The 13,843-nt window shown below is 61.8% G+C and carries 14 protein-coding genes and 1 pseudogene; 10 read left to right on the plus strand and 5 right to left on the minus strand.

Annotated features, from left to right (window positions below; all coding sequences use genetic code 11):
- Positions 1-218 precede the first annotated feature (218 nt).
- Entirely contained in the window at positions 219-1,163 is a 945-nt protein-coding gene (locus LVY75_19775; protein XAZ25388.1) for a carbohydrate kinase family protein, read from the plus strand.
- Positions 1,164-1,193: 30 nt separating this feature from the next.
- Positions 1,194-2,120 carry a pseudouridine-5'-phosphate glycosidase gene (locus LVY75_19780; GenBank protein ID XAZ25389.1) on the plus strand — a complete coding sequence of 309 codons (927 nt, stop codon included), beginning with the start codon at positions 1,194-1,196 and terminating at the stop codon, positions 2,118-2,120.
- A gap of 74 nt (positions 2,121-2,194) precedes the next feature.
- Here the strand turns inward: LVY75_19780 and LVY75_19785 are convergent, their stop codons facing one another.
- Entirely contained in the window at positions 2,195-4,798 is a 2,604-nt protein-coding gene (locus tag LVY75_19785) for a response regulator (protein XAZ25390.1), read from the minus strand.
- 307 nt (positions 4,799-5,105) lie between these two features.
- Between LVY75_19785 and LVY75_19790 the strand changes: the two genes are divergently transcribed.
- Complete coding sequence (locus LVY75_19790; GenBank protein XAZ25391.1) at positions 5,106-6,206, plus strand: flagellar biosynthetic protein FliO; 1,101 nt, start codon at positions 5,106-5,108, stop codon at positions 6,204-6,206.
- Between the two features lie 89 nt (positions 6,207-6,295).
- Here LVY75_19790 and dksA read toward each other — a convergent pair whose 3' ends face one another.
- Positions 6,296-6,715, minus strand: coding sequence for an RNA polymerase-binding protein DksA (gene dksA / locus LVY75_19795; protein ID XAZ25392.1), 420 nt, complete (start codon positions 6,713-6,715; stop codon positions 6,296-6,298).
- A gap of 277 nt (positions 6,716-6,992) precedes the next feature.
- Between dksA and LVY75_19800 the strand changes: the two genes are divergently transcribed.
- The 5 genes from LVY75_19800 to LVY75_19820 all read left to right on the plus strand — a co-directional run bounded on the left by LVY75_19800 (position 6,993) and on the right by LVY75_19820 (position 11,609).
- The gene (locus LVY75_19800) at positions 6,993-7,487 is read left to right on the plus strand and encodes a histidine phosphatase family protein (protein XAZ25393.1); all 495 of its coding nucleotides are present in this window, start codon (positions 6,993-6,995) and stop codon (positions 7,485-7,487) included.
- A 72-nt stretch (positions 7,488-7,559) separates the two neighbouring features.
- On the plus strand, positions 7,560-9,035 hold the full coding sequence (locus LVY75_19805; protein ID XAZ25394.1) for a YcjX family protein: 1,476 nt from the start codon (positions 7,560-7,562) through the stop codon (positions 9,033-9,035).
- Complete coding sequence (locus LVY75_19810; GenBank protein XAZ25395.1) at positions 9,032-10,111, plus strand: TIGR01620 family protein; 1,080 nt, start codon at positions 9,032-9,034, stop codon at positions 10,109-10,111. Before LVY75_19805 ends, LVY75_19810 begins: the two co-directional genes overlap by 4 nt.
- 210 nt (positions 10,112-10,321) lie before the next feature.
- The gene (locus tag LVY75_19815; GenBank protein ID XAZ25396.1) at positions 10,322-10,873 is read left to right on the plus strand and encodes a hypothetical protein; all 552 of its coding nucleotides are present in this window, start codon (positions 10,322-10,324) and stop codon (positions 10,871-10,873) included.
- Between the two features lie 121 nt (positions 10,874-10,994).
- Positions 10,995-11,609, plus strand: coding sequence for a flavodoxin family protein (locus LVY75_19820; protein ID XAZ25397.1), 615 nt, complete (start codon positions 10,995-10,997; stop codon positions 11,607-11,609).
- 92 nt (positions 11,610-11,701) lie between these two features.
- Here the strand turns inward: LVY75_19820 and LVY75_19825 are convergent, their stop codons facing one another.
- A complete protein-coding gene (locus LVY75_19825; protein XAZ25398.1) occupies positions 11,702-11,881 on the minus strand; it encodes a hypothetical protein in 180 nt (59 codons plus the stop codon).
- Between the two features lie 199 nt (positions 11,882-12,080).
- Between LVY75_19825 and LVY75_19830 the strand changes: the two are divergent.
- Positions 12,081-12,296: pseudogene (locus LVY75_19830) on the plus strand (hypothetical protein).
- A 21-nt stretch (positions 12,297-12,317) separates the two neighbouring features.
- Entirely contained in the window at positions 12,318-12,893 is a 576-nt protein-coding gene (locus LVY75_19835) for a cysteine hydrolase (GenBank protein ID XAZ25399.1), read from the plus strand.
- Positions 12,894-12,950: 57 nt separating this feature from the next.
- On the opposite strand, the gene folK is transcribed toward LVY75_19835, so the two are convergent.
- Positions 12,951-13,469 (minus strand): 2-amino-4-hydroxy-6-hydroxymethyldihydropteridine diphosphokinase, encoded by a 519-nt coding sequence (gene folK, locus LVY75_19840; protein ID XAZ25762.1) that lies wholly within the window; start codon positions 13,467-13,469, stop codon positions 12,951-12,953.
- Complete coding sequence (folB, locus tag LVY75_19845) at positions 13,459-13,827, minus strand: dihydroneopterin aldolase (protein XAZ25400.1); 369 nt, start codon at positions 13,825-13,827, stop codon at positions 13,459-13,461. Before folB ends, folK begins: the two co-directional genes overlap by 11 nt.
- Positions 13,828-13,843 lie beyond the last annotated feature (16 nt).

Below are 13,843 nucleotides of genomic sequence, written 5' to 3' on the forward strand. Positions count from 1 at the left end.
TTAGGTTATTGACGCTGCTCTAGCAATGTCGCCGCTGATGCGAAGTTTGTACCTGATTTGTTCTTATTTCGCAATGGGGTTGCAAATAATTGAAAGAAAAAGGTAAAACGGCCTGTGTTCTATTTTTGTTTTATCGATGCAAAGCAACGGCTTAATGTCCCGCAGGCACTGAATCCTGCCGCTTTGCGCCGCATTCGATTCGCTTTCGAGGTGCAGAAATGAGCGGCAAGATTCTTGTCCTCGGCGGCGCCCATATCGATCGTCGCGGCCGTATCGCCGGTGAGACGGCACCGGGCGCCAGCAACCCCGGCTCATGGTTCGAGGAGCCGGGCGGCGGCGGCTTCAACGCGGCCCGCAATCTTGCCCGTCTCGGATTCGACGTGACGATGATCTCCCCGCGCGGCGGCGATCCGATCGGCGAGATGGTGAGCGAGGCGGCCGACTTTGCCGGCATCAACGACCGTCCTTTCGTCTTCCTCGACCGCAAGACGCCGAGCTATACGGCTGTTATCGAGAAGGACGGCAATCTCGTCATCGCGCTCGCCGACATGGAACTCTACCGCTTCTTCGTGCCGCGCCGCCTGTCGATCCGCTGGGTGCGCGATGCCTTCGCCGCCACCGATTTCATCCTCTTCGATGCCAACCTACCGGAGGAAACCGCAGCCGCGATCGTTGCAAGGGCTAAGGCGCTCGGCAAGCCGGTCGCGGCAATTGCCATTTCACCGGCCAAGGTCGTGCGTCTCCTGCCCTGCCTCGGAGGCATCGACTATCTCTTCATGAATGAGGCCGAGGCTGCAGCCCTCACCGGCAAGCGGCCGGACGACGCTGCCGGCTGGCCGTCGTTGCTCGGTGACATCGGCATCGGCGGCGCGGTCGTCACCCGCGGCCAGCGCGAGCTTGTCGCCTTCAAGAACGGTCGCGCACTTCTCCTGCAGCCGCCGATTTCTGACAATGTGGCCGATGTCACAGGCGCGGGAGATTCGCTCGCAGCAGGCACACTGTCTGCCTTGATGCGCGGCCATCCGCTCGAAGAAGCGGTCCGCCATGGTGCGGCGGCAGCCGCCCTCACCGTCCAGTCGCGGCATGCGGTGAACGAAAATCTCGCGCCGAACCTTCTTCGCGACATGCTTTCGCTTGTCCCGGCCGCCAGAATTCTGCAATGAAGCGGCAACATCGATAAACGGATACGGATCATGACCAAACCTATCTCGCCCCTCCTGCCGATCTCCTATTCCAAGGAAGTCGCCGCCGCCAAGCAGCGCGGCGCACCGATCGTGGCGCTCGAATCGACCATCATCACCCACGGCATGCCCTACCCCGGCAATATCGAAATGGCGCGCAGCGTCGAAGCGATCATCCGCGACCAGGGCGCCGTTCCTGCCACCATCGCCGTGATCCACGGCACGCTGCATATCGGCCTGGAGACCGCCGAACTGGAACAGCTCGCCAAGGCCAAGGACGTGATGAAAGTATCGCGCGCCGATATCGCCTTCGCGATCGCCGAACGCCGCACGGGTGCAACGACTGTCGCTGCCACGATGATTGCCGCGGCACGCGCCGGCATCAAGGTCTTCGCGACCGGCGGCATCGGCGGCGTGCATCGCGGTGCCGAAGAAACCTTTGACATCTCCGCCGACTTGGAAGAACTGGCCCGCACCGGCGTCATCGTCGTCTGTGCCGGCGCCAAGGCGATCCTCGATATTCCGAAGACGCTGGAAGTGCTGGAGACCCGCGGCGTGCCCGTCGTCACCTATGAAAGCGATGAATTCCCGGCCTTCTGGTCGCGCTCCTCAGGCATCCGCAGCCCGCTGACCCTGAACAGCCCGGCAGCGATCGCCAATTTCCAGACGACGCGCGAACAGCTTGGTATCGACGGCGGCATGTTAATTGCCAATCCGGTACCGGAAGCCGACGAAATTGCCCGCGAGGAAATGGAAATCTATATCGAACGCGCCCTCGACAGCGCCGAGCGTGACGAGATCACCGGCAAGGCGGTGACGCCTTACCTGCTGAGCACGATCTTCGACCTGACGGATGGCCAGAGCCTGAAGACGAATATCGCGCTCGTGGAGAACAATGCGCGGCTGGCGGCAGAGATTGCCGTCGCACTCGGCGAATAACCAATCGTCCGCGGGGTTCGCCCCGCCAATATCACTGAGAAATTCAAGGGGCGCTCCAGCGCCCCTTTTTCGTATCAGCTGTCCAGCGTCTCTTTCACCGCCACAGCCAGTTGCTTCAGCGAGAATGGCTTCGGCAGGAAGCCGAACTTGGCTTCCGGCGGCAGGTTGCGGGCGAACGCATCCTCGGCGTAACCGGATACGAAAATGAACTTCAGATCCGGATAGTTCTTGCGCAGCTCGCGCAGCAGCGATGGTCCGTCCATCTCGGGCATCACCACGTCGGAGACGACGATATCCACCTTGCCTTCGAGCTCCTCCATGATCTCGAGGGCCTCGACGCCGGAGCCGGCCTCGTGGACCGTGTAGCCACGGGTCTCCAGCATGCGCTTGCCGCCGCGCCGCACCGCTTCCTCGTCCTCGACGAGCAGGATGACGGCGGAGCCCGTCAGGTCTTCGGGCTGCTTCGGCTGCACCAGTTCCACGACGTTCGCGCCACCCGCCGCAACCGCCTGATCGGCTGCCTCCGCCTCGGCGGCAACGGCCGGTTCGACGATATGGCGCGGCAGGAAGATGCGGAAGGTGGTGCCCTTGCCGACTTCCGATTCCGGCTGGATATAGCCGCCGGACTGCTTGACGATACCGTAGACCATGGCGAGGCCGAGACCGGTACCCTTGCCCACTTCCTTTGTCGTGAAGAAAGGCTCGAAGATCTTGTCCATGATCTCGGGCGCAATTCCGGTGCCGGTATCGGTCACTTCCACCAGCACCATGTCCTCATGCGGCATGTAGGAGTAGTTGAAGGCGGCGACTTCGGCGGCCGGCAGATTACGCGTGCGCAGCGTCAGCGTGCCGCCCTTCGGCATCGCATCGCGCGCATTGACACTGAGATTGATCAGCACCTGCTCGAACTGCGAGAGATCGGTTTTGACCGGCCAGAGATCGCGGCCATATTCGACGTCGAGCTTGACGTTCGTGCCTGAAATCAGCCGGTCGACCAGCATGCGAAGATCGCCGACGACATCGGTGAGGTTGAGCACCGTCGGCCGCATCGTCTGCTTGCGCGAGAAGGCGAGCAGCTGGCGCACGAGAACGGCCGCACGGTTGGCGTTGCGTTTGATCTCCATGAGATCGGCAAAGCTTGCATCGGCCGGCCGTGCCTGTAGGAGCAGATGGTCGGAGGAAAGCAGGATCGCCGTCAGCACATTGTTGAAGTCATGCGCGATACCGCCGGCGAGCGTGCCGACCGCATTCATCTTCTGCGTCTGCGCCATCTGCGCTTCGAGCGCCTTCTGCTCGGTCACTTCCACCGCATAGACGATGGCCGCCTCCTCGGGCGCCTCGTCGCTCTGGTCGATCACGGCATTCACGTAGAAGCGGAAGAAGCGTGCATCGTCGGTCGGCGTGCGGGAATCGATCGGGGCGATGTCGCCCTGCCGGTCCTTGGCGGCGGCAAGCGCTGCGGCAAGCTGCGGCCGGTCGCTCTCCTGCACGATCGTTTCCATCAGCGCGCCGCGCTCCAGATCGTCACGCGAGACGATATTGGAGAAGAGCTTCAGGAAAGGCGCATTGGTGCGCAGGATCTTGCCCTTGCCGTCGACGGAGGCAATCGCCATCGGCGTATTGTTGAAGAAGCGGGTGAAGCGCATGGCGGCTGCCGAGGCCGATTGCCCGTTCTCGCCATCCTTGTCGCGCGTGAGCACGATGGTGCGGCTTTCGCCCGGCGCCCCGTCGCGCATGGAAGTGACGCGGTGGATGATCTGCACCGGCAGGCTCTGGCCGTTCGATTTGCGCAGGTCAAGATCGAGCGTGACAGTCTTCTTCAGACCCGGTTCGGCTTGCACCGACTGGATCAGCGCCAGCCCCTCGCCGGCGACGAGATCGCCGATATTCATTGAGCCCGGCATGAACTTGGTGAGGTCGAGCCCCAGCCATTCGGCAAGCGTCGCATTGAGATAGAAGATTTCGCCCTTGCGCCCGGCGGAAAAGAAGCCCGACGGAGCGTGGTCGAGATAGTCGATCGCGTTCTGCAGCTCCTTGAAGAAGCGCTCCTGGTCCTCGCGCTCGGCGGTGATATCGGTGATCTGCCAGATCTGCAGCGGCTTGCCGTCGCCATCGTCAGGCTGCAGCAGACGGGCCTTGAGACGATACCAATGTGCGCCAGCGCTGCTTCCCGGTCCGACTGCGCGCAGCAGGCGGAATTCCTCGCGCCCCTCCCGGCCTTCACGCAAGCCGTTCACGAGGCGGTAGAGCGCCTCATTCGATTCGCGGTGGCGCGACAGCAGCGTTTCCAGCGTCTGCACCTCTGTTGCCTTGCGTGCGCCCGTCAGCGCCCCGTAGGCGGCGTTGGCGTAGACGATGCGGCCCTTCTCGTCTGTGATCAGCGAACCGTCCGGATGGCTGTTCAGGAAAGCGCGCGCCAGGCTGTCGGACTGGCGCTGCGGCATGACCTCGATGAAGCCGATAACGGAGGAAACGAGGAAGAAGATGCCGACCATGGCGAGAACGCCGAGACAGCCGAGTACCAGCTCGTTGCCGAGCGAATCTTTGAAGAAGACGAAGGCTGCCGCCGCCGCAATCAGCACGATCGCCAGCAGAATGATGCGTATCGCCGTGCCAGAACGCCCCCCACGATCCACAAGCGGCGCGTTATAGTCGTCGACCTGACGCGATTTCGTCATCTATTCCTCGCATAAGCCCCTCCTGCCGCGCTCGCTAACATCGCTGCGAAACAGGAATCAGGCACTCTTTCCTTCTTATCAACTTGCTGCGCCCGCAAAAACAGCAGGTTTCGTCAGACTGCTTGAATTCACAGGCAAACGCGCCAGTTTTCTTGCAAGCCCGCTGGTGTAACGGCGAGAGCTCGCCGGCCAAATAACTGCACAACACGAAATCACCTTCGCCGGTGACTGGACAGACCCGGCGGCTCTTGCCTAAGGAGCGGAAAAGTCGTCTGTTGTGCCATAATGCGAAATGGAGTGAGTGCCTATGTTCGATGATGTTGTAGGAGCTTACGGTAGCCGCTTCCTGCTTGCCGCTGGCGGCGTCGGTATTGCCCTCATCCTGCTCATCCTGGTTCTGTGGTTCCTGCGCAACCGCGCGCCCTCGCCCTTCGTTCGTGGCGGGCGCAACCGCCAGCCGCGTTTGCAGGTGCTCGATGCCGCCGCCGTCGATGCCCGCCGCCGCCTGGTGCTCGTGCGTCGCGACAATGTCGAACATCTCGTCATGATCGGCGGTCCGACCGATATCGTCATCGAAAGCCGCATCCTGCCGGAAACCGAAGCCGAAACCGGAAGTGATTTCCGCCCGCAGCCGGTCGAGGAGCGTTCGCTCGCTCCGGAGCGTGAGGTCGTCCAGCCGCGCCGCGAGCCGCAACCAGCGCCGCAGCCGAGGCCGGTCGCCGCTCCCGTCGCACCGCCTGTGGCGGCAAGCGCCGAACCCGATCTCGAACCCTATAGCCCGGCACCGGCTGCGGTCATCGTCCCGGTCATCGCACCGCCGGCCGAGCCTATCCGCCAGCGTTCCGAGCCGCCGGTTGCTCCAGCCGTGGCTCCGCCGATGTCCGGGCAGCAGGCTTCCGCGCCACAGGTTTCTGCTCCGCCGCTGAGTGCCGAGCGCGATATCCCGCAGCGCATGTCGCAGCCTCAGTCGCGCCAGCCCGAACGCCCAGCTCCGCAACCGGTGCCCGATACCGCCAACGCCGCCGATATCCTCGATGCAGCCCGTCAGCGCGTACTGCCACAGCAGCGTATCGAACCGGAAGTATCCACCCCGCCGGCCCAGAGCATTCCCGCCGTCTCGCGCGGTGCCCCGGTCGCCACGGAAGATGGCGGTCTGCAATCGGCCGCCATCCGCCGGGATTTCCAGCGCATCCTTGATGAGGAAATCTCGGCCAATCCGGCCGCCGAGCGCGTGGTTCCCGTACCCAATGCGCAGCAGGCGCGCCCTGCCCCACAGCCAGGTTCCCCTCAGCCCGGCTCGATGCCGCGCCGTGATCCTGAAATGGCGCCAATGACAGGTGCGGATGCCGCCCTTCAGAAGGAAGTTGCCCGCATTTTCGGCGAAATGAGCGTCAATCGCGACAAGTAGTCCGGGGTCGGATCACCGGAGCAAACCGGTAAAACAAAAAGGCACCGCGATCGTCCCGCGGTGCCTTTTTCAATTCCGGTCGGGAGCGATTATTCGTCCCGGTAAACCTTTTCGCGACGCTCATGGCGTTCCTGGGCTTCGATCGACAACGTGGCGATCGGGCGGGCGTCGAGACGCTTGAGACCGATCGGCTCGCCGGTTTCCTCGCAGTAACCGTAAGTACCGTCTTCGATGCGCTGCAGGGCTGCGTCGATCTTGGAGATCAGCTTTCTCTGACGGTCGCGGGCGCGAAGTTCGATCGCCCGGTCGGTTTCTGAGGATGCACGGTCTGCAAGATCGGGGTGGTTTGCGCTCTCCTCGGCCAGATGGTCGAGCGTTTCACGCGCTTCTCTAAGGATATCGTTTTTCCAGGCAACCAGCTTGGCTCTGAAATAAGCTCGCTGGTTCGTATTCATGAACTCCTCGTCTTCCGAGGGAACATAATTGCTAAGATCGATCTTCTCACTCAACGCGATTCTCCTGAAGAACATCTCATCTGGCCGGGTGTATATCCCAAGGGCTATCCGCGATTCAAGCCAAATAAGACACGTAAACAGATTTTTAAATCTGTCATAAATTTGAGCTAACAGTCTATTTTCTCACCATTATTCCGAACCGCGATTTTTGCTTCGCCTTCAACATGCCGTGTAGAGCATGGCGTTTCGCGCTATTGAAGGCCGGCTGGCAGTTGACGTTGCGGGAGTGCAACCGCTACTGAAAAGGCTCCGTTCGAAGCTGGATTTGCCCATGGCCGCCCTCCTGCCTCCACCGCACCGGATCTACCTCCTGCGTCACGCCGAAGCCGCCTGGGCCGAGCCCGGACAGCGCGATTTCGACCGCCCGCTGAACGAGAAGGGTTTTGGCGATGCCGAGATTGTTGCCGACCGCGCAGCCGACAAGGGCTACCGTCCTGATGTCCTGATAAGCTCGACCGCGCTTCGTTGCCGCGACACCGCCGAGGCCGTGCATCGGGCCATGGGCGAAACGCTCGACATGCTCTTTGTCGACACGCTCTATAACGCCTCCGTCGATACCTATCTCGAAATTATCGACGCGCAGGATGTGGGAAGCGTCATGCTCGTCGGTCACAACCCGACCATGGAGCAAGCCTTATCGGCGCTGATCGGCCAAAAGGCTATGGCAGCCTCGGTGCCGAAAGGTTTCCCGACAGCCGGTCTCGCTGTCATCGACTATGTCGCTACGACTTCGGCATGGCGTCTCGTCGATTTCGTCGTCGACTGAGCTTTTGCGCCGCTTCTTTTTCGGGCCGCGGCCCCTCCCTATATTGCAGGCAGTGCCACCAGGGATTCCGATTTGCCGCCACGCCTGACATCCTTTGCCGACGACGCGCTGATCGCGTTGGATAATCTTGCGGACCGCGCCAGCGGTCTCGTCAATCCGACCATCCGGCTCGGTGTCACCGGCCTTTCCCGCTCCGGCAAGACCGTCTTCATTTCCTCGCTGGTCCATAATCTCCTGCATGGCGGCCGCTTGCCGCTCTTCGAAGCGGTGCAGTCCGGCCGCGTTTCGGCGGTGCGTCTGGAGCCTCAGCCGGATGATGCCGTGCCGCGCTTCCAGTATGAGGATCATATCCGCGCGCTGGTAAAGGAGCGCATCTGGCCGGATTCCACCCGCGCGATCTCGGAGCTGCGCATCACGCTGGATTATCAGAGCGCCAGTTCCTGGACGCGCATGTTTTCCCCCGGCCGGCTTTCCATCGATATCGTCGACTATCCCGGCGAATGGCTGCTCGACCTGCCGCTGCTCGGCAAGGATTTCCGGACGTTCAGCGAGGAAACCATCGCCCTTGCCGCAACCGGCATCCGCGCCGAGCTGTCGAGCGCCTGGTTGGGTCTGACGAGAGCGACGGACATCAATGCTCCCGCTGACGAAATGGTCGCCCGCGACCTCGCAGTGAGCTTTGCCGACTATCTGAAGGCCTGCAAGGCGGACGAGCGTTCTCTCTCCACCCTTCCTCCCGGCCGCTTCCTGCTGCCCGGTGATCTCGACGGCTCGCCTGCCCTGACCTTCGCCCCGCTTTCCCTGCCGCCCGAAGGCCGGCCGAAGCATGGCTCGCTCTGGGCGATGATGGAGCGCCGATACGAGGCCTACAAGTCCGTGGTCGTCAAACCCTTCTTCCGTGAGCATTTCGCCAGGCTCGACCGGCAGATCGTTTTGGTCGACGCTCTCCAGGCGATGAACCGCGGTCCGGAAGCCGTGCAGGATCTGGAACGCGCCCTGACCGATGTGCTGGCCTGTTTCCGCCCCGGCACCAATTCCATCCTGTCATCGCTGCTCGGCCGGCGCATCGACCGCGTTCTGGTGGCCGCCACCAAGGCCGACCACTTGCACCACGAGAGCCACGACCGGCTGGATCGACTCACGCGCCGTCTCGTCGATCGCGCCATCGACCGCATCGGCATGGCCGGCGCCGGCATCGATGTCATGGCACTCGCCTCCGTGCGCGCCACACGCGAAGCCACCGTGCGGCGCGACGGCCACGACCTGCCCGTCATTGTCGGCACGCCTATGACTGGTGAAAAGATCGCCGGCGAGATCTTTGACGGTGAGCGCAAGACGGCGATCTTCCCAGGCGACTTGCCGGAAGATCCGCAATCGCTGTTCGAACGCATCGAAGCCGGCGACAGCACGGTCGAGCTGCCCGATGTCAACGTGGTGCGCTTCCGTCCCCCGCAGCTTGAGGAAACCGGCGGCGGCATCAAGCTTTCCGTGCCGCATATCCGTCTTGACCGCGCCATGCAGTTCCTGTTCGGAGACCGCCTCGCATGAGCAAGCCGCCGATCGACCAGCCCAATCCGCCGCGTCGCGCCCCTGCCGCCTTCACCTATGAGGAGGAAAACGCAGCACCCGAATCCCCCCGCGCGGAACGCCGCAAGCCGGCAAGCTTTTCCGGCGAGGTGGTGCTGACGCCGGATGAGGAGGATCCCTTCCTCAATCCGGAACAGGATCTGAGCCCGCTGCCGGTCGCGACCCCGCGCAAGCGCCGCACCTCGTTTGCCGGCATCGCCGCAGGCGCCTTCGGCATCCTCCTGTCGCTTGCCTTCGGCCTCTGGACCGACCAGCTGATCCGCGACCTGTTCAGCCGTGCCGACTGGCTGGGTTACACGGCGCTTGCCGTCCTCGCGATCGGCATCCTCGCCGTTATCGCCGTCGTCGTCAGGGAGACGGCGGGCATGATGCGGCTTGCCGCGGTGCAGACCATCAAGGCCGAGGCAGACGCCGCGATCCTCGAAACCCGTCCTGCCAAGGCCCGTGCCGTCGTTGCCCGCCTGACGGGCCTGCTCGATAACAAGCCGGAAACTGCCAAGGGCCGCGCCACGCTGAAGGAAACCGAAGGCGACGTCATCGATGCTCCGCATCTGATTGCGCTTGCCGAGCGCGAACTCCTTGGCCCCCTTGACCGCCGGGCGCGCGCGCTGATCGTCAATTCCTCCAAGCGTGTCTCTGTCGTCACGGCCGTCAGCCCGCGCGCCATCGTCGATCTGCTCTACGTGCTCTATGAGGCCGCCCGCCTGATCCGCGCCATGGCCGAACTGTACGGTGGTCGCCCCGGCACGCTCGGCATGCTGAGATTGATGCGCGACGTGCTTGCCCATCTTGCCGTAACCGGTTCGATTGCCGTCGGCGACAGCCTCGTGCAGCAAGTGCTGGGCCATGGGCTTGCCTCGAAGCTCTCGGCGCGACTCGGCGAAGGCGTGATCAACGGGTTGATGACGGCGCGCATCGGCATTGCCGCCATGGATCTCTGCCGCCCGCTGACTTTCAGGGCGCTGAAGCGGCCGGGAATCGGTGACTTTATCGGTGATTTGACACCGTCGATGACGACGCGAAACGGCAATCCTTAAGAAAAAGCTGGATTGCGACACATTCCGGCCTTCTTATCAACCCTGCAGAAAATTCCAGCGGATTCAATGCGCTACACGCGCCGCCTCAGAAACATTGCCTAGCGAAAGCCCTGTATTTCCACGCATTTTGGCGCCTCGGAAAGAAAGGATTAACCATTTTTCGGCAAAACTTCGGACCAGTTCCCGAGTGGTGTTTGCCAAGGAAAATCCATGTACTCGCGCAAGTTTCTTTTTGTATGCGGCCTGGCCGCCGCGGCATTGTCTCCGGTGGCAGACGTCGCTTCCAACGCCACTGCCGCAACCCGCGACAAAGCCTTCTTCGAATCTATCGCCGGCACCTGGAAGGGACCGGGCGAAATCGTTGCCGGCAAGTACAAGGGCACGAAATTCACCTGCAATCTCGTCGGCTCGCCGGCTGATGATTCCGCTGCCGGCATCAAGCTCGACGGCACCTGCCGCGTCGGTGTCTTCAAGCAGCCGATGACGGCCGTCATCTCCCAGTCCGGTTCCACGTACAAGGGCAAGTTCCTGGATGGCGCCGAGGGCAAGGGCCTCGACGTTGTTTCCGGCGCCGTTACCGCAGATACCGTCGTCGTCGGCATCAATCGTTCCAAGCTGAACGGTGCGATGATTGCCCGCGTGCGGGACGACAAGACCATGAATGTCACCGTTTCGGTCAAGGTCGAAAGCCAGATGATCCCGGTCATCGGCCTGACACTGACCCGCCAGGTGGATGAAATGGCTGTCGGCTCGATCCAGTAAGCAATTCATTCGGATCGGATTTTCCTGAAGCGGCGGGTTTCCGCCGCTTTTGCTTTTTGGGCGTGGGGAACCATGAGCATTTGGTCGGGTTGTGTGCGGACGAACAACCCGGAGATCGATCGTGCCCCTGAAAGCTGTCGCCCTGAATGCCACGCTGAAATCCAGCAGCAGTGAGCCCTCCTCCACCGACCGCATGCTCGCCCTCATCGGCGAAGCAATGCGCAAACAGGATGTGGAGACGGAAACGATCCGCCTTGCTGACCATAATATCCTTCCTGGTGTGACGTCCGACGAGGGACCTGGCGATGCCTGGCCCGATATCCGAAAGATGATTCTCGATGCCGACATCCTCGTTTTCGGCACGCCGATCTGGTTGGGACAACCGTCCAGCGTTGCCAAGCGCGCTTTGGAGCGTATGGATGCCTTCCTTGAGGAGACGGACGATCAGGGCCGTATGGTCTCCTATGGCCGCGTAGCGGCAGTGGCCGTTGTCGGCAATGAGGATGGCGCGCATCACGTCTCGGCCGAACTCTATCAGGCATTGAACGATGTCGGCTTCACCATATCGGCCAATGCTGTGGCGTACTGGGTGGGCGAAGCCATGGGCAGCACCAATTTCGTCGATCTCAAGCAGGTACCTGAAACGGTCACGACGGCAGTCGACATGCTGGCGCGCAATACGGTTCATCTGGCAAAACTGCTCAAGCAGAACCACTATCCGGGCAAAGCCGAATGAGTGAATCTCCAGTGGGCGGACACTGAACTCCGCTCAAAAGTAGACATGAAAAAAGCCCGCTTCTGCGGGCTCCTTTCTGTATCGGTCAGGTTTTAGTTTGTGTTTTTGTGGCTCTGCTGACCGGCCTTCACATGCTGTTCATGCGTGCCGCCGCGGGTACCCGAACTGGATTGATTGTCGCGCGACGAAGCCTGCTGCTGCGAGCCGGTATTCTTGTGGCTCTGCTGACCTGCCTTGACGTGCTGTTCGTGTGAACCGCCTTGGTTTGCCATGATCAATTCTCCTTTCGGTAATTGTCTGCGAGAGCGGCTTGACTGCCGTCTCGTTAGGTCAACCGCTCGGGCGCCGCCACGTTCCCCATTTTAATATTTCGTGATGGTATCGGATCATTTCCCGCCACGCGCCGTTCTTCGTAAACGGCAGGCTTGCTCCTGCCCAGCTATGGAGACGAAGGCCATGAACGCAACCCACACGGATACGGAAACCAGGAGCCTGAAGCTCGCCAAGGAATATCTGCGCCTTGGCGGACACCGCCGCTCCAAGATCGACGACAACATCACCACTGTGCGCCAGTGGGAGAAGGATCCCCCGGAGGCTGAACGCTTCTGGCAGGAGCAGGTGCAGCCGCTTTCAGCAGCCGACCGCAAGCAGGTCGAGGATTTCCTGCCCAGCATCAATTCGCCTTGAATGCTCGAATCTGCAGGTTCGATGCGCGAAAACTGGATCCATCTCTGCATCGACATGCAGAGGATGTTCGCGGAACAGACAGCTTGGCATGTGCCATGGATGGCGACGGTGTCGCCGCAGATTGTTGAACTCTCGGCACGGTATGCCGAGCGAACGATTTTCACGCGCTTCGTTCCTCCGCCGAATGCCGATGCCATGCCCGGCATGTGGAGGAATTACTACGAAAAATGGCCAATGATGACTGGCGAACACCTGCGGCCGGAACTCGTGGACATCGTTGCCGATCTGAAGTCTTTCTCGCCGCCTGCCCGCTTCTTCAACAAGCGAACCTACTCTCCCTGGGTCGACGGCCGGCTCCACGAAACGCTTGCGCAGGAAAAGGTCGGGGCCATCGTCATCACCGGCGGCGAAACCGATATCTGCGTGCTTGCTGCAGCACTTGGCGCAATCGATCTCGGGTACCGCGTCGTCCTGTTGAAGGATGCCGTCTGCAGCAGCGCCGACGAGACGCATGACGCCACGCTCGAACTGCTGGGCGGCCGCTTCTCGGTGCAGGTGGAGATCACCGAAACGGATGCATTCCTCACCGGTCTCTGACGCATGGGCGAGGCTTACGAGCCCGTTCAAGTTTCGCAGCCTGCACTTGATGAGCCCTTAAGTCTTGCGCCACCACTCGCGGCTCTCGTCTGCGATCTCGATACCCGCGATGTCAGCGCCGGCCAGCCAGTCGGAAACCGCCCTGCCCCTGACCACGAGTCCGGGCGCGATATCCGCAAGCGGCATCAGCACGAAGCCTCGCTCCGTCATGCGCGGGTGCGGCAGTTCCAGCCGCGGCGCATCCTGCTCGATACCTTCATAAGTCAATACGTCGATATCGAGCGTGCGCGGCCCCCAGCGCTCGATGCGTTCGCGCTTCATCTCCCGTTCGATCGACAGGCAGAGATCGAGCAGCGCTTCCGGTGCAAGCCGCGTTTCTACCGCCGCGCAGGAATTGAAGAAATAGGATTGATCGGTCTTGCCCCAGGGCGGCGTGCGATAAAGCCGCGAGACGGCGGCCACGCGGCAGTCCGGATGGGCGTCCAGTACCGCAAGCGCTGACGCCATTGACTTGACCGGGTCGCCGATATTGCCGCCGAGACCGAGCGTTGCGAGGCGGAATGGATTATCGGGCACGGTGCTCAACAGTCACCTGCACGAAATCGAGCACGCCGGGGATCGGCGCATTCGGCTTGCGCACCGTGATCTTGGCCCTGATGATCTGCGGGAATTTCTTGCAGAGGCCCTTGGCGATATCGAACGCCAGCGCTTCGATCAGGTAGCGCCGCTGGCCGACGACGATCTCCTCGATGATGGTGAAGGCGGTTCCGTAATGCACCGTCTCGTCGATGGAATCGTTTTCCAGCGCGCTGCCAGCTTCCACTTCCAGTTCTGCATCCACGAAGAAACGCTGGCCGAGGAATTCCTCTTCGGCATGGACGCCATGCCGGGCGAAGAAGGCGCAATTCTGCATCAGGATCGTATAGGTACTCATGACGGCCTCCCCCTAA

The organism is Sinorhizobium sp. B11, from assembly GCA_039725955.1.
Classification (GTDB): domain Bacteria; phylum Pseudomonadota; class Alphaproteobacteria; order Rhizobiales; family Rhizobiaceae; genus Rhizobium.

What these genes read in the sequence shown, in the direction of transcription:
- LVY75_19775 (XAZ25388.1), top strand. Translation starts at nt 219, where the DNA reads ATGAGCGGCAAGATTCTTGTCCTCGGCGGCGCCCATATCGATCGTCGC.
- LVY75_19780 (XAZ25389.1), top strand. Translation starts at nt 1,194, where the DNA reads ATGACCAAACCTATCTCGCCCCTCCTGCCGATCTCCTATTCCAAGGAA.
- LVY75_19785 (XAZ25390.1), bottom strand. Translation starts at nt 4,798, where the DNA reads ATGACGAAATCGCGTCAGGTCGACGACTATAACGCGCCGCTTGTGGAT.
- LVY75_19790 (XAZ25391.1), top strand. Translation starts at nt 5,106, where the DNA reads ATGTTCGATGATGTTGTAGGAGCTTACGGTAGCCGCTTCCTGCTTGCC.
- LVY75_19800 (XAZ25393.1), top strand. Translation starts at nt 6,993, where the DNA reads ATGGCCGCCCTCCTGCCTCCACCGCACCGGATCTACCTCCTGCGTCAC.
- LVY75_19810 (XAZ25395.1), top strand. Translation starts at nt 9,032, where the DNA reads ATGAGCAAGCCGCCGATCGACCAGCCCAATCCGCCGCGTCGCGCCCCT.
- LVY75_19815 (XAZ25396.1), top strand. Translation starts at nt 10,322, where the DNA reads ATGTACTCGCGCAAGTTTCTTTTTGTATGCGGCCTGGCCGCCGCGGCA.
- LVY75_19825 (XAZ25398.1), bottom strand. Translation starts at nt 11,881, where the DNA reads ATGGCAAACCAAGGCGGTTCACACGAACAGCACGTCAAGGCAGGTCAG.
- LVY75_19835 (XAZ25399.1), top strand. Translation starts at nt 12,318, where the DNA reads ATGCGCGAAAACTGGATCCATCTCTGCATCGACATGCAGAGGATGTTC.
- folB (XAZ25400.1), bottom strand. Translation starts at nt 13,827, where the DNA reads ATGAGTACCTATACGATCCTGATGCAGAATTGCGCCTTCTTCGCCCGG.